The sequence below is a fragment of the Micromonospora auratinigra genome, from assembly GCF_900089595.1.
In the GTDB taxonomy this organism is placed as follows: domain Bacteria; phylum Actinomycetota; class Actinomycetes; order Mycobacteriales; family Micromonosporaceae; genus Micromonospora; species Micromonospora auratinigra.
Map to the genome: position 1 here is coordinate 5,884,059 of NZ_LT594323.1, position 18,569 is coordinate 5,902,627.

Below are 18,569 nucleotides of genomic sequence, written 5' to 3' on the forward strand. Positions count from 1 at the left end.
GCTCGGGGGAGGGGCGGGGCGGGGGAGATCGGTAGGGTCGGGGGATGGAGTCCTTTGTGCCGCTCGCGGAGCGGATCGTGGAGGCGTTGCTGGAGAGCCGGCCCGGGCTGGCCACGTACGCCGGGGACCACCGGTACGACGACCGGCTGCCCGACCTCTCCGCCGACGCCCTCGCCGCCGACCAGGCGATGCTCAAGGACGCGGCCGACGCGCTCTCCGAGATCGACCCGGACGCGCTGGACGTCGAGGAACGGGTCGACCACGCGCTGCTGAGCAGCCTGGTCGACCGGGGGCTCTTCGAGAACAGTGAGATCCGCGCCCACGAGTGGGACCCGCTGCGGCACAACCCGGGCCCGCTGCTGCACGCCCTGCTGGCCCGCCCGTTCGCCCCGGCCGAGGTGCGGCTGACCAGTCTCGCCGGGCGGCTCGCCGCCGTACCGGACGCCCTGGCGACCGCGCGCGGCACGCTGCGCGACATGCCGCGGATCCACGCCGAGACGGCGGTGGGGCAGTTCGCCGGCACCGCCGCGCTGATCCGGGACGAGGTGCCCGGCCTGCTGGCCGAGGCGCCCGGCCTGGCCGACCGGGTGGAGCCGGCGGCGACCGCGGCGATCGCCGCGATCGAGGAGTTCGTGGCCTGGCTGAAGATGGGGCTGACCGCCGACGCCGGCCCGGGCCGGGATCCCCGGTTGGGCCGGCGGCGCTGGGAGGCGCGGCTCTGGCACACCCTGGACACCGAGCTGAGCGCCGCCGAGGTGCAGCGCCGCGCCTGGGCCAACCTGGAGCGGGTCACCGAGGAGATCCGGGCGGCGGCCGTCGAGCTGGTCGGCGGTCCGGCCGACGACGAGACGGTACGCCGGGCGCTGGACCTGCTGGCCGCCGAGCACCCCGACGACCACACAATCGTGGACCTCGCCTCGGTGACGCTCGACGAGGCCACCGACTTCGTCCGCGCGCACGACCTGGTGAGTGTGGTCGACGACCCGTGCGTGATCCAGGAGATGCCGGAGTTCGCCCGGGGGGTGGCGGTGGCGTACTGCGACGCGCCCGGACCGTTGGAGACGGCGGCCCTGCCGACCTTCTACTGCATCGCGCCGGCCCCGGCGGACTGGCCGGCGCAGCGGGTCGACTCGTTCTACCGCGAGTACAACAACCACATGATCCGGAACCTGACCGTGCACGAGGCGATGCCCGGCCACTTCCTCCAGCTCGCCCACGCCCGCCGGTACGCCGGCCCGACCCGGGTCCGCCCGGTCACCGAGTCCGGGGTGTTCATCGAGGGCTGGGCGGTGCACGCCGAGGAGGTGATGGTCGGCCACGGTTTCGGTGGCCTGCCGGTGCGTCTCCAGCAGCTCAAGATGCAGCTCCGGATGACCATCAACGCGCTGCTCGACCAGCTCGTGCACTGCGACGAGCTGCCCGAGTCGGAGGCGATGGCGCTGATGACCGGGCGGGGCTTCCAGGAGGAGGGCGAGGCGGCCGGCAAGTGGCGGCGGGCGTTGCTCACCTCCACCCAGCTCTCCACCTACTTCGTCGGCTACAGCGAGGTGGCCGACATCGCCCGGGCCCGCCCGGCGGGCGTGTCGGTGCGCGAGTGGCACGACGCGATGCTGGCGCACGACTGCCCGCCCCCGCGCCACCTCCGTACCCTGCTCGGGGTGTGAGGTTCAGCCGGCGACCGCGTCGATCAGCCAGCGCGAGATGGAGTACGCCGGGGGCAGCTCGGCCGGCAGCGCGTCCACCGGGAACCAGCGGGCCTCGGTCAGCTCCGCCGGGTCGGGCACCGGCTCGGCGGCCGGGTCGGTGACGGTGGCGGTGAAGCCGGCGAGCAGGGTGCCCGGCCCGGACATCGCCCAGGGCTGGCTGTCCCGGTAGGCGGGCCGCCCGATGGTCAGCCCGACCTCCTCGCCGACCTCGCGGTGGGCGGCCGCCTCCAGCGACTCGCCCGCCTCGACGAAGCCGGCGACCAGGGCCCACAGCTCGGTCGGCCCGTACGCGTGCCGGACCAGCAGCAGTTCGGTCGGGCCACCGGTCGGTCCGGGGCGGGTGATCGCCACCAGCACGGCGACGGAGAGCGGCGTGAAGACGGTGAGCCCGCAGTCGGGGCAGCGTCGCGCGGTCTCGCCCGGCACGTCGGCGAGTTCCGCCCGGCAGGCCCCGCACCACCGGTGGGTACGCCGGAAGGCGGTCACGGCGAGCGCCCGTCCGGCCAGGTCGGCGTGGGGCGCGGGCAGCTCGGCGGCGAGGCCGCGCCAGCCACGCCACCGGCCGGGCAGCGCCTCGGGGTCGGTCACCTCGGCCGCCCAGGCCGGGGTGCCGTCGAGCGTCCCGACCGGCACCCAGTCGAGGCCGGCCGGCAGGTCGCCGATCCGGGGCAGGCCGGCCGGGCCGGTCAGCAGCTTGCGCCCGGCCACCGCGAGGGCCAGGTCGCCGGGCTCCGGCGGCCGACCGTGCCCGGCCGCCGGGACGAACCCGCGGCCGGTCCGGTCCGCGCCGCCCGCCGCGACGGCACCGCGGCCGGTCCGGTCCGCGCCGCCCGCCGGGACGGAAGGATCGCCGGTCGGGCCGGGAACGTCGCCGGCCGGGACGGACCCGTCGTCGGTCGGGGCGGTCACGAGTCGGCGGGGCGGCGGTCCACCACGCCGGCACCGGCCGGGACGTCGAACGCCTTCGGGTCGACCGCGTCGGTGTACCGGCTCAGGGTGAGTTCGGTCGGCTTGCCGTCGAGGGTGCCGGCGAAGCTGCCGAGCACACCCTCCGTGGTGACGCAGGCGGTGAAGCGTTCCCCCGCCCGGGTGACGTCGACGCAGGAGGCGTGGTGCCCGGCCAGGGTGGTGTCGCTGGTGGCGATGGTCGCCTCGGGGTCGAGGGCGGCCTGGGTCAGCAGCCGGATCACCGCGGGCGGGGTGACCAGACCGAGCTTGCGGACCTCGGTGTAGACGACCACGGAGGGCTTGCCGGCGGTCAGTACGGGCGGCGACACCGTGCAGGCGCTGCGCCCGGCGGTGCCCGCGCAGCGGGTGACCCCGTCCTGGGTGACCGTGATCTTGCCGTCCGGCCAGGTGTAGGTCGAGCGGAGCGGCTTCGCGGTCTGCGCGATCGAGGCGGTCCGCCCGCCGGGGAGCTGGTAGTCGGCGGCCCAGGTCTGCTCCAGCGCCCGGTCCATCCGGGCGGTCAGGTCGTTGACCAGGTCGGCCCGGCCGAGCGCCGTGTCGGCGTCGTCGAGGGCCTGACAGCCGGTGACCGAGAGCGACGCGATGACCGAGGCGGCGAGCACGCGGAGAGTCGTCGAGGCGGCGGGCATGGGGCCCAGCCTCGTTCATCGACGCAAGCTCTCGCAAACCCGTTGCCGGTTGAGGCCGGAAAAACAGGGAATGTCCGTGTCACTACGCGGGCCGGGTGCGCCCCGAAGGACGTGCGCTCGAGCGCCGACCGATACGCTGCGTTCAACACCTGCCTCAGCCGCACCGTCGCGGCCCATACCGGACCGGAACACACAAACGAGGAGCGACTCAGTGGCAACCATCGAGGGAATCGTCGCCCGGGAGATCCTGGATTCGCGGGGCAACCCGACGGTCGAGGTCGAGGTCGGGCTCGACGACGGCACGATCGCCCGCGCCGCGGTGCCGTCCGGCGCCTCCACCGGCGCCTTCGAGGCGGTCGAGCTGCGCGACGGTGACAAGGACCGCTACCTGGGCAAGGGTGTCGAGAAGGCCGTCGCCAACATCGAGGACCGGATCGTCGACCAGCTGATCGGCTACGAGGCCAGCGAGCAGCGGCTGATCGACCAGAAGATGATCGACATCGACGGCTCGGACAACAAGGGTGAGCTGGGCGCCAACGCCATCCTCGGGGTCTCGCTGGCCGTGGCGAAGGCCGCCGCCGGCAGCGCCGAGCTGAGCCTCTTCCGCTACCTGGGCGGCCCCAACGCGCACCTGCTCCCGGTGCCGATGATGAACATCCTCAACGGTGGTGCGCACGCCGACTCGAACGTCGACATCCAGGAGTTCATGATCGCGCCGATCGGCGCGCCGACGTTCCGGGACGCGCTGCGCTCCGGCGCCGAGGTCTACCACGCGCTGAAGTCGGTGCTGAAGAAGCAGGGCCTCTCCACCGGCCTCGGCGACGAGGGCGGCTTCGCGCCGAACCTGCCGACCAACGCCGCCGCGCTGGACCTCATCTCCGAGGCGGTGGAGAAGGCCGGCTACCGGGTCGGCACCGACATCGTCTTCGCCCTCGACGTCGCCGCCACCGAGTTCTTCGACAACGGCAGCTACACCTTCGAGGGCAGCGCGAAGAGCGCCGAGGAGATGAGCAACTACTACACCAAGCTCGCCGGCGACTACCCGATCGTCTCCATCGAGGACCCGCTGGCCGAGGACGACTGGAGCGGCTGGGCCACCCTCACCGCCGCGCTCGGGGACCGGATCCAGATCGTCGGCGACGACCTCTTCGTCACCAACCCGCAGCGCATCGCCCGGGGCATCACCGAGAAGGCCGCCAACGCGGTCCTGGTGAAGGTCAACCAGATCGGCTCGCTCACCGAGACGCTGGACGCCGTCGACCTGGCCCACCGGGCCGGCTTCAGGTGCATGATGAGCCACCGGTCCGGCGAGACCGAGGACACCACCATCGCCGACCTGGCCGTCGCCACCGGCTGCGGCCAGATCAAGACCGGCGCGCCGGCCCGCTCCGACCGGGTCGCCAAGTACAACCAGCTCCTGCGGATCGAGGAGGAGCTGGCCGACGCGGCGCGCTACGCCGGCGCCGGCGCGTTCCCGCGCTACCGTTCGGCCTGAGCCGAGAGCTCCGGGGGAGGGGTGTGACGATGCAGCAGCGCCGCACACCGGGTGGTCAGCGTCCCGTCCGTCGGCCGGGTCAGGCCGGCCGGCCGGGCGGGGCCCGGGCCCGGTCGTCGGTCCGCGACGGCGGCGTCCGGGCCGAGCCCCGGGCCGCCGGCCGGTCGCCGGGCACGGCCCGGACCACCGATCCGGTACGCTCCGCGAGCCGTCCGGCCGCGGCCCGGCGTACCGCCGCCGGTGGCACGGTCAAGCGGCTCACCGCACCCCAACCCCGGCGCTTCACCGGGCGCGCCACCGTGCTCTTCGCGGTGCTGATCGCGCTCGCCCTGGCGTACACCTATCCGGTCCGGGTCTACCTGGACCAGCAGGCGGACATCGAGCGGATGGAAGCCGCGCAGGCCGCCCAGCGCGAGCTGATCGAGGCCCGCCGCGCCGAGGCGGCCAAGTGGAAGGACCCGGCGTACATCGAGACGCAGGCGCGGGAGCGGTTCTTCATGGGCCGCCCGGGCGAGACCCTGCTGGTGGTCCTCTCCGACCCGGACGGGGCCGCCAAGGACGCCGGCAAGGGCGCGAAGCCGGGGCCGCCGAAGGCCCCCGATCCCTGGTACGACACGCTGTGGTCGAGCGTGCAGGCGGCGAACGCCGACCGCCCCGACAAGTGAGCTATTCCGAGAGGCACAACCCGTGAGCGTCGTACCACCGCAGGACCCGGCGGCGGATTCCGTACCCCCGCCGGAGCGGCAACCGGCCACCGAGGCCGACCTGGCCGCGGTGGCCGCGCAGCTCGGACGCCCGCCGCGCGGCACCCGGGCGGTGGCCCACCGCTGCCCGTGCGGCCTGCCCGACGTGGTCGAGACGACGCCCCGGCTGGCCGACGGCACGCCCTTCCCGACGCTGTTCTACCTGACCTGCCCCCGGGCGACGGCGGCGTGCAGCCGGCTGGAGTCGGCCGGGCTGATGAAGGAGATGGCCGAGCGGCTCGCCGAGGACCCGGAGCTGGCCGACCGCTACCGGGCCGCGCACGAGGACTACCTGGCCCGCCGGGACGCGATCGGGCAGGTGCCGGAGATCGCCGGCATCTCGGCCGGCGGCATGCCGGGCCGGGTGAAGTGCCTGCACGTGCACCTCGGGCACGCGCTCGCCGCCGGGCCGGGGGTCAACCCGTTCGGCGACGAGACGCTGGCGCTGGTGGAGCAGTGGTGGGCCGCCGGGCCCTGCGTGGACGTGCCCGCGGCCCAGTGAGATGACGGCCGACGAGATCACCGTCCGCCGGGCCCGCACCTCCGACGTCCGGGGCATCCGGCGGCTGGTCGACACCTACACCGACGACCGGCGGCTGCTGAGCAAGGCGACCGTCACCCTCTACGAGGACGTGCAGGAGTTCCGGGTGGCGGTCACCCCCGACGGCACCGTGGTCGGTTGCGGGGCGCTGCACGTCATGTGGGAGGACCTGGCCGAGATCCGGACCGTCGCGGTGGACCCGGCCTGCCGGGGCCGGCGGCTCGGGCACCGGATCGTCGGCGAGCTGATCGACGCCGCCCGGGAGGTGGGGGTCGCCCGGATCTTCGTGCTGACCTTCGAGACCCGCTTCTTCGGCTCGTTCGGCTTCCACGAGATCGACGGCGCGCCGGTGCCGCAGCCCGTCTACGAGCAGTTGCTGCGCTCGTACGACGAGGGTGTGGCCGAGTTCCTCGACCTGGAACGGGTCAAGCCGAACACGCTCGGCAACACCCGGATGCTGCTGCGGCTCTGAGCTCCCTTGACCGGCCCGGTCATCCTGACCGGATGCGTATCCTCCGTGCCCTCGGCCTCGGCGTCGCGGTGCTGGTCTCGCTGGCCGCCCTGCTCGGGCTGGTCCGCCTCGTGGCGCCGGCCGCCCCCGCCGGCCCGTCCGACGAGCCGCCCGGGGTGGCCCGCCAGCTGACCTTCCTGCGCCAGGCGCTCGACGACGGGGCCGGCGAGGACGCGCAGGCGCTCTTCCCCGAGGGCTGGTTCTTCGCCCACGCCCTGTACGGGCTGACCCAGGTGGACCTGGGCCTGCGGCGGCCGGCGGCGGACCGGACGACGGCACTGCGCGAGGCGCGCTGGGCGCTGGCCCGGCTGGAGTCGCCGGCCGGCCGGGCCCCGTTCAGCCCCGACCTGACGCCCGCGTACGGGGTCTTCTGGCAGGGCTGGACGAACTGGTTGCGCGGTGGCGTGCTGGCCCTGCAGGACCCCGGGCGACGGGACCCGGCGGAGGTGCGCCGCTTCGCCGACGCCTCGGCCGGGCTCGCCGCCGCGTTCGACGCCTCGCCCTCGCCGTACCTGCCCGCGTACCCGGGGCAGGCGTGGCCGGTGGACTCCACCGTGGCGGTCGCCTCGCTGCGGCTGCACGACGCCCTGCTGCCGCCCCGCTTCGGGCCGACCGTGGGCCGCTGGCTGGCCGGCGTACGCCAGCGGCTGGACCCCCGGACCGGGCTGATCCCGCACCGGGTGGACCCGGTCACCGGGGCGCCGGCGGAGGTGGCCCGGGGTACCTCGCAGAGCGTCATCCACCGCTTCCTCGGCGAGATCGACCCGGCCTTCGCCCGCGCCCAGTACCTGCGCTTCCGGGAGCGGTACGTGGTCTCCCCGCTGGGCCTCGGCCCGGCCGTACGCGAGTACCCGCGTGGCCTCGACGGGCCGGGCGACGTGGACTCCGGGCCGCTCCCGCTCGGGGTGAGCCTGTCGGCCACCGTGGTCACCCTCGGCGCGGCCCAGGCGCAGGGCGACACCGCGCTGGCCGGGGCGCTGGCGAACTACGGCGAGCTGGTCGGCCTGCCGCTGGAGACGCCCCGCACCAAGCGGTACGCGTTCGGCCTGCTGCCGGTCGGGGACGCCTTCCTGGTCTGGTCGAAGAGTTCCCGCCCCTGGGTGTCCCCGGCCCCCGGGCCGCCCCCGGCGACGGTCTCCCGATGGTGGCGGCTGCCGCTGTCGGCGCTGCTGGTGCTGGTCGGCGCGCTGCCCTGGCTGCCCGTCCTGACTGCCCGGCTCCGCCGCCGGCTGCGGTCCCGCCGCCGCCCGTCGACCCCGCCCGCCGGCAGCGGTCCGCCGCCGGTCGCGGTCCGCTGATTCCCGGCGACCCCGCCCGCCGGCAGCGGTCCGCTGATTCACGGAAAGAGTGGTTATCCGAGGCCGGATAACCACTCTTTCCGTGAAAGTGCGGCGGAGGGGAAGGAGTCGGCTGCGGGAGGGGGAGGGGCCGGCTGCCGTAGGGTTGCTGCCGTGACGACGCGTGTGGCCGCCATCGACTGCGGGACCAACTCGATCCGACTGCTGGTCGCCGACCTGCCCGACCCGTCCGCCGGGGCGCAGGCGCCGCTGGTCGACCTGAGCCGCCGGATGGAGATCGTCCGGCTCGGTCAGGGCGTCGACCGGACCGGCCGGCTGGCGCCCGAGGCGATCGAGCGCACCCGGGTGGCGCTGGTCGACTACGCCACGGAGATCGAGAAGCTGGGCGCCGAGCGGGTCCGGATGTGCGCCACCTCCGCGTCCCGGGACGCGTCGAACGCGGCCGACTTCCGCGCCATGGTGGAGCAGACCCTCGGCGTGGCACCCGAGGTGGTCACCGGCGACGAGGAGGCGCGGCTCTCCTTCACCGGCGCGGTCCGTGGTCTGCCCGCCGACGCCGAGCCGCCGTACCTGGTGGTCGACATCGGGGGCGGGTCGACCGAGTTCGTGGTCGGCACCCGCGAGACCGGGGTGCGGGCGGCCGTCTCGATGGACATCGGCTGCGTCCGGATGACCGAGCGGCACCTGCACGGCGACCCGCCGGGCCCTGACGAGGTCGCCGCCGCGCAGGCCGACATCGCCGCCGCCGTGGACCGGGCGCTGGCCACGGTGCCGGGGCGCGAGGCGGCCACCCTGGTCGGGCTCGCCGGCTCGGTCACCACCGTGGTGGCGATCGCCCAGGGCCTGCGGGCGTACGACCCGACGCGCATCCACCACGCCCGGGTGTCGTACGAGCAGGTCGCCGCGGTCACCGCCGACCTGCTGTCGAAGTCCAGCGAGCAGCGGCTGGCGATCCCGGTGATGCACCCCGGCCGGGCCGACGTGATCGGGGCGGGTGCCCTGGTGCTCCGGGTGATCATGGAGCGCGCCGGGATGTCCTCGGTGGTCGCCTCCGAGCACGACATCCTCGACGGCATCTGCTACAGCATGCTGTAGCAAGTCGGGCCCGGGCAGCGTTGGCGCGCTGGCCCCGGGCCCTAGCCGGGAGGAAGCCCCGACATGTCGCACGACTCTACCCGCCCGTACGTCGGCGGCGCTGCCGCCGTGAAGGCCGTTCTACTGGCCTCCAAGGATCTCCGCCCCAATGAGCGGCTAGTCCTGGTCGCTATCGCCGCCCACACCAACGGGAACGGCGAGGCGTGGCCGTCCGTGGCGACGATCGCTGAGTACGCGGGCGTCTCCACCCGCACCGTTCAGCGGGCCCTAGCGAAGCTGGTTCAGCTCGGCCGCCTGGCCGTGCGCCAGGCCGCCAACGTTGCCACCCGGGTTTACCGCCTGGTGACCGGACAGCCTGCCGTGTCGGGGGGTGACAGTGAGCGCCAGGGGGTGACGAACGGCGGCCCCGAGGGTGACAGCCAAGGTGTCACCCGAAGTGTTGAGAAGATCAAAGAGAAGAACTACCGCGCTGGCGCGCGGGACTGGCGTCAGTGGTTGAAAACCAAGAACCCCAACCCCAACCCCTCCCGGCCGCCGTACACCCCTGTAGAGCGCCGTGGGGCGGCCCTGCCGCCCGCTAACAAGGCGGACCAGTGTTCCCGCCACCGGGGCAGCCTGGCTAGCAACTGTGGCCCCTGCCGGTCGGAGCGGCTTGCCGGGGGTGTCGCGTGAACGCCCGTCGCCTAGCTTCCCTCACTGGCACCGTTGCCGTCACCGTGGTTGCCGCTATCGGGTCCTACGACCACATGCGGACCCTGGCCCTTGAGGCGGGCCAATCGCCTTTCCTGGCAACGCTTTTGCCGCTGTCCGTAGACGGAATGATCCTGGTCGGCACCGTCGCCCTAGGGGACGGCCGCCGGTCCCGGTGGTCCGCCTGGTTGGCGTTCCTGGTCGGCGTGGCCGCTTCCCTCGCGGCCAACGTGATCGTTGCCGCCCCGGACCCGGTGGCCCGGGTTGTTTCCGCCTGGCCCGCCGTGGCCCTGTTGCTGACGGTGGAAGTGCTCGCCCGATCCGGCAAGGGTCGGGAAGTTGCCGCCCATGTTCCGGCGGAACAACCGGAACCCGTTGTGCCGCAACCGGATTCGACCGCCGAGGGCCCGGAAGTATCCACCCCTGACCGCACCGCCGAGGTGACCCCGGAGGGCCCCACGGACGCCCCCGGCGGGCCCGAGGGCCCGGAACCTGAGCGACCCCGGAGGGTGCGCCGCCCGGTCGCGGAAACTCGCCGCCTGGCCGCCTCCATGCTGGCGGAGCCTGGCACCACTCGGGAGCAGGTTGCGGCCGCACTTAGCATCAGTCCGCGCCGACTTCGCACTGTCTTGAATGGGAATCCCGCGTAAGGCCAGTGAGTGCGGGGCCCTTGTCTGACATATGACAGGGGTCCCGTACGCCCGTGTAAATGAGTAGGGTGAAACGGATTCATCGCGTCTGGCGCACCTCCGGCGTGAGGTGCGTCTTGCGCCGTCTAGTTAGACTCAGAGGGGAGCGGCAGTGGCCGCAGCAGTTAGCGACGATGGAAGAGGACCCGCATGCGCCGATCGTTGGCCCTAACGCTTTTTTCTGTCGCGGTTGCGACGGTGCTTTTTCTCGTTGCTTGGTTCGTTGCCCGCGCCGCGTTCAACCTTGGCCACGGCTTCGACACCGTGCCGTATTTCATCGTTGGCTCAGGGTTGGCGATCGCCTTGACCTCTTGGTTCGCGGAACGCCGAAACACAAAGTAGCTCGTCGCGCTACCTGGTGTACGGGTTGGGCGCAATGAAAACTCTCCTTGACTTGACATCACAAAATCGAATGCTAGCCTCAAAACAGCAATCGATGATTGTGATTGCACTGCTCGACGAGCGTCGCAGCAGCCAGTCCACGACGGGAGTAATCAGTGAAGTCAAGAACGCGGGTCGGGAGCTTCTTCGCAGCGGTTGCGGTGGCCGCTGGGATGGGTGTCGTCTCCGTCGCCAATCCGGCGAGTGCAAGCCCCATCGATGAGTCGGCTGTGCAAATGTGGGCCGTGTGGTCATACCAGAAATGCCTCATGGGCAAGGGCTGTACGGACTACCTTGCAACGACCCTCGCAACGGCGTCTGCGAGCACCCAAATCATCACCGGAGTGGCTGCCGCTAACGTGCGACTCCAAAAAGTGCTCGGGGAGGACTGGGTCCTCGCGGTGAAGTGGAGCTGACGTCTCGATAATCGAGTCGACCCGTAAGCGGCAGCGCGTGGAAAGCGACAACGCGACTGTCGGTAGAAAGTTGGCAAAGGTGCACGGGTAAAAGCCCCGGGTCCTACGTGGACCCGGGGCGCTCTAACGTTAGGTGCAGTCACCTTCTTGTTCTTCGGCAATAGGCGCGGTCCTTTAGCGTGGCCCGTAGGCCTGTCCTTGGTCACCCGGGAGCGGTTCCCGGTCCTCAAGGGCCCGCACCTCATCAACCGACATGAAGCCAGCCTCAATGGCCGTCCGGTAAGCCTGGTAACGCTCGGAAGTCTTCACCCGCATCCGCGCGTTCACGTTGAAGCGGAAAGACTGACCGGCAGGGAGCAGGCTAGAGAAAGCCTGCTCAATCCGAATCAGCCACGGCATAAGGGTCTGAGTAACAAACCAGTTGTGTTGCTCCTCAACACCGGAACCCCAAGAGCTAGCCGTGGTCGGGTCCAGCATGTAAGCGGGCACCCGGAAGATTCCAGCGATAGCAAGCCGGTTAAACCGCTGAGTCTCAAGGAACTGTGCTTGCTCCGGGGTGACGGAAACCTGTTTCCAGGTGGCACCGCCGCTAAGCACGCCGATACCGTGGCTGTTCTTTGCGCCCGTAAAGCTCTTGCTGAGCATCTTTCCCAACACGGCAAGCTCACCCGGCTTAGGGTTGCCGGGGTGCTCAACGATCCCGGACACGGTTGCACCGTCCCGGAAGAACCGTGCCGCGAATTGCTCCGTAGCCAACCCGGCCCCGATGGTCTGCCTGGCATTCTCAAGCGGAGACAGACCGCGCAGACTGTGAGCGGCAGCAAACCCCTTGATATGCACAACGTCCCGCGCATACAGCGTCAGGTCAGCGACCTTGTAAACAACGCCGCTGCCATCCTCCGTAAGTTCAACCCGGACCGTTCGCGGGTCCAGGGGGAGCACGGCAACAACCTTCCCGTTGCCGCCACGGTAGACACGACAGAAAGCGTTCCCGTCGCTGAGGAGCGACGTCATGACCTTCTGCCAAAAGTCAAACGGAGTGTCAAACGGGTTCGGCTGGCTAAGCCATGCCGGGCCGGTAACCGGCTTCCGGCTGTCCCCGACGTTCCGCACAACGTCAACCGGCAACGCCGCAACAGCGTCAGCGATCAACGAAACACAGGTGTAAACCGCCGACAGACCTAGCGCAGTGTCCTGACTGACGTTCACCCCGGCCCACGTAGGGCCCTGATTAGCAAACCCGGAAAGAACAGCGTTGCTAGCAGGCGGTGCCACCGCCCGGCGTTCCCTCATTCGATCCCAGAAACCCAATGGTTCACCTCCTTACAGAGATAGGGCCCGACCCCCGGAAAGGGGGGCCGGGCCACTAAGGGGAAGATCAGGCGACGCCCGAAATACGGACGACGGCACCCGGATTCGGGACCAGGAGGTCCGCGCGCATCTTGGCGGTAACAAGGGTCTGGTCCTTGTCCCCGTAGATGTACGGGTTCACGTCAAAGACGGCATCCTCACGAACCACGGCGTAAAGCTCCGACGGCACGTAAACGTAAACCGAAGAAAGGTTAGTGCCGGTGCCCAGAGTCTCAGTAAGGCTCAGGTTGCCCGACAGAAACACCGGCCGACCAAACAGGGCCCGGGTAACGCCGTTCGCTGCGCTACCGGCCGAATTCTGAATCAGCGACTTGTTGGAACCGGTCGCCTCCTTGAGCTTCATAATCGCCCGCCACGTACGGGGGGCCATCACGATTACCGCCGACTCATCATCGGCATTCGCCTCAGCCAGCATGCCGAGAGCGTCAGCGATAACGTCAAGGTTGGTCAGAGCGCCACCGTTAGTGCCGTTGGTGACGGAACCAATCCCAGAAACGTTCTTGAGGCCACGGACGTTCGGCGCGGTGCCGTTGCCCTCAAGAGCCGACAGGTCATAGGCCAGACCCACGGACGCAATCAGGCTCTTGGAAAGCTGCTCAAGCGCGGCAGGCTTACTATCCGCCAGAACCTCATTAGGAACGGCGGTGCCCTGAGCAAACTTGCGCGGGGTGGCGGTAAGAGCCTCCGCATTCGGGTCGCTAAGCGGAATCGACGCCGACTCGGCAATGGCACCGGCGGTGCCGTCGCTGGTCATGTGCGGAATAACGATGCTGTCACCCGTGGTCCGGATAACATTCACGCCGCTACGGAAAATGACGCTGCGCTTCCGGAGGAAGTCGATAGCAAACGCCGCATTCTCGGCCGGGGTGAAAACGGCACCCATGCCGGAAGCACCCGTGAGGGCACGCACCTCAGCCGCCAGCAGGTCACCGGCACGCATCTCAGTGCGGGTGCCAGGGACACCAACCGGGTTCGCAGCGATCACCGACCGCTGCTCAGCCTCAACGGCGGCGCGAGTCTCCACCGGGGCAACCTCGGCACGCTGCTCAACCTCAGCCGGGGCGACCTCCGGGGCCAGGGCGTCAATCGCTGCGTTACGCGACTCAACCGGAAGGGCCGGGTTGTCAGCGAGGGTAATCAGGTTCTCAACAAGGGCGGCACGCTTGTTCGCCAGCTCGGACGCAGCACGGATAGTCAAAACAGATTCTCCAATCAGGGCAACAAAAAACGCCGCCCCGACTGGGACGGCGTAAGGCTGGAAAGCTATTCAGTTGTCGAACACGGCGGCTACTGCGCGTCTAGGGCGTCAATAGCAGCACACGCAATCAGCGCGTACACCTGAGCCCAGTTGTCCTTACCGACGTCAAACGCCGTCTCAGTCAGCCGGTAAAACACATCGGCCATACAGTCAAGGTCGGCCGCGTCCAGCTCCCGGAACGCCGAAACAAGGTCAGTCATAGGTTCTCCCCCTCAAACAAGGAAGGGGCCCGACCGTCGAAACGGTCGGACCCCTCTTCTAATGGATTACACAAGTAGTGAATTAATCGGCGGTGTGCCAACCATCCGGGAAGGCTTGAAAGAACGCCTCAAGTTCAGGCGACGGACGCACAACCCCACGGGTGCGCAAACCGTGAGCAGGCCGCTTCCGTCTGGTCGCCACCCCAGCGCGCCGCAGCTTCCTAAGGTCGTTGTCCCTGATCTCTTGGCAGGCAGCCGTGCACGCTTCCCGGGGGCGTCCCCGCTTACGCTCGCCAGCATCGAACCGCCGCGAGCACACCAGGCAGCTACGCCACCGGCCCGCCCGGTTGCGGGCCCGCCGCCACTCCTGCCGACGCTGCTCTAGAACCGCCTCGCGGACGCTCAACGCCTCAACCCACACCGGGCACACGTCCCCGCCTAGCGGGTGCCCTTGCTGGCACCCGGAACACCATCGGTAGTCCCTCATCGGCCCACCACGTCCGCCTCGTCCAGAAGCCGCCGCCACTCCCGCCGCGTCTCCTCCTGGTCCGTGTGCAACTCCCACGCATCAAGCCAGGCGTCTAGATAGAGGTCGTAGACCTGGCCCCACGGGGCCCGGTACGGAAGGTCAGAAACGTCATTCGGGTCCGTCGTCCACTCCGGGGCGTTCTCCGCCTGCTCTATCGGGGCGGAAGGGCCAGACACCTTCCCGGCGCGGCTTCGGGCTTTCCGTTCGGCAGCAGCCTTCCGCTGGCACCCCGTCTCCCGACAGTAGAACCGATTGCCGCTGACATGGGTGCCGCAAGCGCGGCACCGTTTAAACGTGTGAATGGTTGAACCTCCTTGCTTGCTAAACGTGACAGGGAATGTCACGAAGTCACCAGGGCGGTTGGCGCACTGGTTCAGCGTTTATGCACGTCAAGCCGTGGTTGCGCTAAAACGTGACTAAAAGTGTCACGAAGTCACGCGCACAAAAATGCGCCTAGGAACACGGGACTACAGGAAAGCCCGGGGAAAGTTTCAGACCCGCCCCGGTTGGCCTGTTGCGCGGTTGCGGGGGTCCGTCATGCTGAGGTCGTGACTACGCGCCTACAGCACCGCATGAGGGCAGCCCGCCGCCGCACCCCAATGCCACCGCCTGTCAGTCGGGTCCGCTCGTTCGGTCGGGACGTCCTGGTTAACGTGCTGGCGAACTTGGTTGCCGCTGGCGTGCTCTATCTGTTGGCAGTAGCCGCCGGGTACATCACCGCTGACCGCGTTCTGATTGTGGTTGCCGCATTCCTGACGCTGCTAATGGCTGTGCCTCTGGTGGATACGGCATTGGGTCGCCCGTTGGACGAGCAGGGACGGCAGATGCCGTTTGCCCTTTGGCTACTTGAGATTGCGTTCTATCTCGCAGGCTTCGTTTTCGTGGTCTATCTCTTGGTAACGAACCTGTTTCTAAAGCCTTAGAGCACCGTCGGCCCGTACGGATCAGGCCGTGGGCCCTACGGCTTTCTGCCGTAGCGTCTAGCGTTGGCAATCCTCGCCCCTTGCCGTTCCGAGCAGGGGCCGCAATGCGGACGCCAGTTGCCTACGTCCATCAACAGATCAGGGCGGACACTTACCGGGGTTGCGTGGTCAACATGCGTGCTGTGTGCGCCGCACTCATGGCACCTCGGGTTAGCTGCCAGAAAGGCAGCTTTCATACGCCTAGCCCTAGTGCCGTACCACTCCGGGGGGTGACTGCGGTTGTGTGCGTACTTCCGTTGTGCGTTAGCGAACGGCTTAGACTTACAGCCGGGGCACCTAGAGCCGGTGCCCATAGGGATAAGTCGTTTGCACTGTGTGCAGGTGTTGAAGCTGATAGCTCACTCTCCTTTCAAGATCAACGCAAAACACTTACTCTGTTTAGCCTTTGCGGTCATAAACCTTCCGCCCCGGAAGAAGGGCCCTCCCTAGAGGGCCCGCTTATTTAATCCCTGATTGGTTTACCCTGATGGGTAAACCTTGAAAGGTAACCGGAACAGGAGTTCCGGGGGGTCTAATCCCTGACCACGGGCAGGGCCGAACCGTCGTGACGGTGCGGACAGTCAGGGACGGTCAGCCAATAGATTTTGGAGCCCCGGTGCGGCCCGTCGCTTTCGACGGTCGTCCCCGTGTCGTGAAGCCAACCCACCGCCTCAAGCCAACGCAGGCACGTACGTACCTGGCGGCTAGTGGTGAAACCAAGCTCCCCGGCAAGCGTCTTTTGTGCCGGGAAGCAATCCATCCCCGTGAAATAGTCCGCATACTCCGCCATCAACAGCCCGACCGTCAGGTTGGAGCCGGTCACGTCAGGGCACTTGCGTAGGGCCCGCCGGTACTCGTTGACGGGGCGGGGGATCACCCGCCCCGGCGTCCCCGTCGCGTCCCGCGTCGGCCTGGTCCCGTTCCCCGTGTAGCCGTCCGGGCGTCCCCGCATCAGGGTGCCGCCGGTAGTCGTGCTGTTGCCGCTAATGCTGATCCTCTCGGGAGGGCACGGCCACTCATCCCCGGGGCAATTCCAGTAAGCGCCATCAGGGGAAAGGGTCTTAGTGCCGTGAGGGCACGTACGTTCGCTCATGCTTGCTTGCTTCCTCCTTGCCTATCGCCGCCTAGGCGGCCTTCCGTCGTCCGGCAACGCACCCTTACGGCGCATCTCAATACGCTTAAGCGCGTTGCTTTCCTCAACAGCGACAACCAGCCGCTCAAGCAGAGTGGTTACTTCGCGGGTCATATCTGTCTGCCTTCCATTCCTCCGGTACGCGGGTACGGTTGAGCCCGGACCGTTTAAACGTGATTGGTTGCCCGGTGGGCCCTTTATTCTCTCGGGCGTTGTGACGCCCGCACAGATATTCTCCTATCGCCAACAGGGCAACCGCGGCCGTTACTATGCGTAAGCGCCGGCGCTCACAGCGCGCTAACTGTGGGCATGAGAAAGCCCCGGACAGGCACCCTTACTCGGGACACCTAGCCGGGGCTGTTAGCCGCTCTCTGTGGCTCTCAGCGGGCCCTAGTTCGTCAGGGTCGCGCTGTACCGCTCAGCGTGCGCCGCCTGGCACTCCGCTAGCTCAATTTCGTCCGGGCCCGTAGGCAGGGGCCGCAGACGCCCCCTCCGGTCGTAGGCGTGGACGTAGACGGGAACCGGGGGAGCAGGGTTGCTCCCGGCGGGGAACACGCGGACCACCGGCAGCAGGTCCCGCAGGAACAGCCGCCGCTGTTCGATCGTGGCCGACTCCCACTGCTCCCGGGACGCCGGGGCGTACCTGGCCGCCCGTTCCTCCTGCTCGACGGTGCCCGCCAGGGCGTCCCCGATCTCAGCCAATCTCGCCTCAATCGCCGCCGTGCCCGCCTCCAACTGAGGCAACCGGATAGCGCGGCGCGTGTACGCCGCAGTCAGGGCCTCTAGCTCCGCCTCAAGTTCCTTCCGCTCAGCCTCCAACGCCCCCCGATCGGGGCCGCCAGGCTCAGCCAGGAAATCCGCGAAGTCATCCGCCATCAACAGCGAGGTAAGCATGTCCGTAACGTAATCGTCAATCGGGTCAGCGGAGATGCCGCCGTTATGTCCTACGCACTTGTAGGTGCGCCAACGCTTAGTTTTGTTGGCGTTCCAACCGGAGCGGAGAGGCTTGTCACAGATTCCGCAGCGGTAGATGCCAGCCCCTAAATAGCGGACGTAGTTGCCAGCCTTAGACCGCGTGCGCGTCAAAACCTGCACAACGTCCGTCCACTGCTCGCGGGAAATAATCGGTTCCCACTCGCCCCTAATTAGCTCAGCTCTCCAGCCGGGAACCCGCTTGCTCGTCTCAGGGGAAAGGATCGTAGACGGCTGGTATTGGAGGTGACCGCAGATATAGGGGTTAGTGAGAGCGCCTTTCGCAGCGGCCCACGAATACGGCCCTTTAGTCTTCGGGACCGTGTGACCCCGGGCCGTCCACTCCCGGGCAACGTCAGACAGGGTGCCGCCGCGCATGACGTGCCCGACGGCCCACCGGATCGACTCCGCCTCAGCCGGAACCACAGTGAGGGCGCCAGACGCGTACGTGTAGCCGAACGGCCGCACCGTGCCCAACGGTCGCCCGCTGGCTACCCGGTGCCGGTTGGAAGCTTTCTGCCGCTCAGACTTCCGCTCAACCTCACCCCGGGCAATCGCCCCACGGATACGGGCGTTCTCCCGACCCCGGGAAGTAGTCAGGTCTAGCTCACTGCCAGCGGCGAACCACACGGGGACCGCGCCAGGCTCAAGCGTGTTAATCAGCCCCTCAAGTTCGATGGGCTGCCGGACTAGCCGGTCATCATCACGGCACACAATCCGGGCCACCTGGCCCGCCCGCACGTCGGCAAGCATCCGCTCATACGCGGGCCGCTTCCGCCTGGCGTTGGACGCAGACCGGGACTCATCCCGGTAGATGCGCGTATCCGTCCACCCGTTCCGCTCGCAGAGGGCCATGCACTCCGCTAGCTGTGCGTCGAGGGATACGGACTGCTCAGTCTGCTTGGATAGCCGCAGGTAGATGGCGGTAGCACCGTGGCCGGGGGTAGGGGTAGACACGTGCTAGATTCTATCGCAGATGCCC

17 protein-coding genes are annotated in these 18,569 nt (G+C 68.9%); 10 read left to right on the forward strand and 7 right to left on the reverse strand.

Annotation, left to right across the window (positions count from 1 at the left end; genetic code table 11):
- The first annotated feature begins 44 nt into the window (after positions 1 to 44).
- Positions 45 to 1,664, forward strand: a complete 1,620-nt coding sequence (locus tag GA0070611_RS26845; RefSeq protein ID WP_091670293.1) for a DUF885 domain-containing protein — start codon at positions 45 to 47, stop codon at positions 1,662 to 1,664.
- A gap of 3 nt (positions 1,665 to 1,667) precedes the next feature.
- Here GA0070611_RS26845 and GA0070611_RS26850 read toward each other — a convergent pair whose 3' ends face one another.
- Entirely contained in the window at positions 1,668 to 2,615 is a 948-nt protein-coding gene (locus tag GA0070611_RS26850; RefSeq protein ID WP_231921234.1) for an NAD(+) diphosphatase, read from the reverse strand.
- Positions 2,612 to 3,304, reverse strand: a complete 693-nt coding sequence (locus GA0070611_RS26855) for a hypothetical protein (protein WP_091670295.1) — start codon at positions 3,302 to 3,304, stop codon at positions 2,612 to 2,614. The genes GA0070611_RS26850 and GA0070611_RS26855 overlap by 4 nt, the downstream gene beginning before the upstream one ends.
- 211 nt (positions 3,305 to 3,515) lie before the next feature.
- Between GA0070611_RS26855 and eno the strand changes: the two genes are divergently transcribed.
- The 8 genes from eno to GA0070611_RS32545 all read left to right on the forward strand — a co-directional run bounded on the left by eno (position 3,516) and on the right by GA0070611_RS32545 (position 10,327).
- On the forward strand, positions 3,516 to 4,799 hold the full coding sequence (gene eno / locus GA0070611_RS26860; RefSeq protein WP_091670298.1) for a phosphopyruvate hydratase: 1,284 nt from the start codon (positions 3,516 to 3,518) through the stop codon (positions 4,797 to 4,799).
- 29 nt (positions 4,800 to 4,828) lie between these two features.
- Complete coding sequence (locus tag GA0070611_RS26865; protein WP_091673496.1) at positions 4,829 to 5,464, forward strand: FtsB family cell division protein; 636 nt, start codon at positions 4,829 to 4,831, stop codon at positions 5,462 to 5,464.
- Positions 5,465 to 5,486: 22 nt separating this feature from the next.
- A complete protein-coding gene (locus GA0070611_RS26870) occupies positions 5,487 to 6,044 on the forward strand; it encodes a DUF501 domain-containing protein (protein ID WP_091670301.1) in 558 nt (185 codons plus the stop codon).
- 1 nt (position 6,045) lies between these two features.
- Entirely contained in the window at positions 6,046 to 6,555 is a 510-nt protein-coding gene (locus GA0070611_RS26875) for an amino-acid N-acetyltransferase (protein WP_091670305.1), read from the forward strand.
- Positions 6,556 to 6,587: 32 nt separating this feature from the next.
- Positions 6,588 to 7,892 carry a hypothetical protein gene (locus tag GA0070611_RS26880; protein ID WP_091670308.1) on the forward strand — a complete coding sequence of 435 codons (1,305 nt, stop codon included), beginning with the start codon at positions 6,588 to 6,590 and terminating at the stop codon, positions 7,890 to 7,892.
- Between the two features lie 165 nt (positions 7,893 to 8,057).
- Positions 8,058 to 8,987 (forward strand): Ppx/GppA phosphatase family protein, encoded by a 930-nt coding sequence (locus GA0070611_RS26885; protein WP_091670313.1) that lies wholly within the window; start codon positions 8,058 to 8,060, stop codon positions 8,985 to 8,987.
- Positions 8,988 to 9,050: 63 nt separating this feature from the next.
- Positions 9,051 to 9,659, forward strand: a complete 609-nt coding sequence (locus tag GA0070611_RS26890; protein ID WP_091670316.1) for a helix-turn-helix domain-containing protein — start codon at positions 9,051 to 9,053, stop codon at positions 9,657 to 9,659.
- Positions 9,656 to 10,327 (forward strand): DUF2637 domain-containing protein, encoded by a 672-nt coding sequence (locus GA0070611_RS32545; protein ID WP_157740392.1) that lies wholly within the window; start codon positions 9,656 to 9,658, stop codon positions 10,325 to 10,327. The genes GA0070611_RS26890 and GA0070611_RS32545 overlap by 4 nt, the downstream gene beginning before the upstream one ends.
- Positions 10,328 to 11,337: 1,010 nt before the next feature.
- Here GA0070611_RS32545 and GA0070611_RS26905 read toward each other — a convergent pair.
- From GA0070611_RS26905 to GA0070611_RS31410, 3 genes are all read right to left on the reverse strand, one after another.
- A complete protein-coding gene (locus tag GA0070611_RS26905) occupies positions 11,338 to 12,372 on the reverse strand; it encodes a phage portal protein (RefSeq protein WP_157740393.1) in 1,035 nt (344 codons plus the stop codon).
- A 169-nt stretch (positions 12,373 to 12,541) separates the two neighbouring features.
- On the reverse strand, positions 12,542 to 13,732 hold the full coding sequence (locus tag GA0070611_RS26910) for a phage major capsid protein (protein ID WP_157740394.1): 1,191 nt from the start codon (positions 13,730 to 13,732) through the stop codon (positions 12,542 to 12,544).
- Positions 13,733 to 13,821: 89 nt separating this feature from the next.
- Positions 13,822 to 13,992, reverse strand: coding sequence for a hypothetical protein (locus GA0070611_RS31410; RefSeq protein WP_167604472.1), 171 nt, complete (start codon positions 13,990 to 13,992; stop codon positions 13,822 to 13,824).
- A 1,182-nt stretch (positions 13,993 to 15,174) separates the two neighbouring features.
- Here GA0070611_RS31410 and GA0070611_RS26920 point away from each other — a divergent pair.
- Entirely contained in the window at positions 15,175 to 15,444 is a 270-nt protein-coding gene (locus GA0070611_RS26920) for a hypothetical protein (protein WP_157740395.1), read from the forward strand.
- 571 nt (positions 15,445 to 16,015) lie between these two features.
- Here GA0070611_RS26920 and GA0070611_RS26925 read toward each other — a convergent pair.
- Both GA0070611_RS26925 and GA0070611_RS26930 read right to left on the reverse strand, forming a co-directional pair.
- Positions 16,016 to 16,306, reverse strand: a complete 291-nt coding sequence (locus GA0070611_RS26925; RefSeq protein WP_157740396.1) for a helix-turn-helix domain-containing protein — start codon at positions 16,304 to 16,306, stop codon at positions 16,016 to 16,018.
- Between the two features lie 699 nt (positions 16,307 to 17,005).
- On the reverse strand, positions 17,006 to 18,544 hold the full coding sequence (locus GA0070611_RS26930; protein ID WP_091670345.1) for a recombinase family protein: 1,539 nt from the start codon (positions 18,542 to 18,544) through the stop codon (positions 17,006 to 17,008).
- Between the last annotated feature and the right edge of the window lie 25 nt (positions 18,545 to 18,569).

Coding starts and splice junctions, on each gene's coding strand:
- GA0070611_RS26845 (WP_091670293.1), top strand. CDS start 45: ATGGAGTCCTTTGTGCCGCTCGCGGAGCGGATCGTGGAGGCGTTGCTG.
- GA0070611_RS26855 (WP_091670295.1), bottom strand. CDS start 3,304: ATGCCCGCCGCCTCGACGACTCTCCGCGTGCTCGCCGCCTCGGTCATC.
- GA0070611_RS26865 (WP_091673496.1), top strand. CDS start 4,829: ATGCAGCAGCGCCGCACACCGGGTGGTCAGCGTCCCGTCCGTCGGCCG.
- GA0070611_RS26875 (WP_091670305.1), top strand. CDS start 6,046: ATGACGGCCGACGAGATCACCGTCCGCCGGGCCCGCACCTCCGACGTC.
- GA0070611_RS26880 (WP_091670308.1), top strand. CDS start 6,588: ATGCGTATCCTCCGTGCCCTCGGCCTCGGCGTCGCGGTGCTGGTCTCG.
- GA0070611_RS26890 (WP_091670316.1), top strand. CDS start 9,051: ATGTCGCACGACTCTACCCGCCCGTACGTCGGCGGCGCTGCCGCCGTG.
- GA0070611_RS31410 (WP_167604472.1), bottom strand. CDS start 13,992: ATGACTGACCTTGTTTCGGCGTTCCGGGAGCTGGACGCGGCCGACCTT.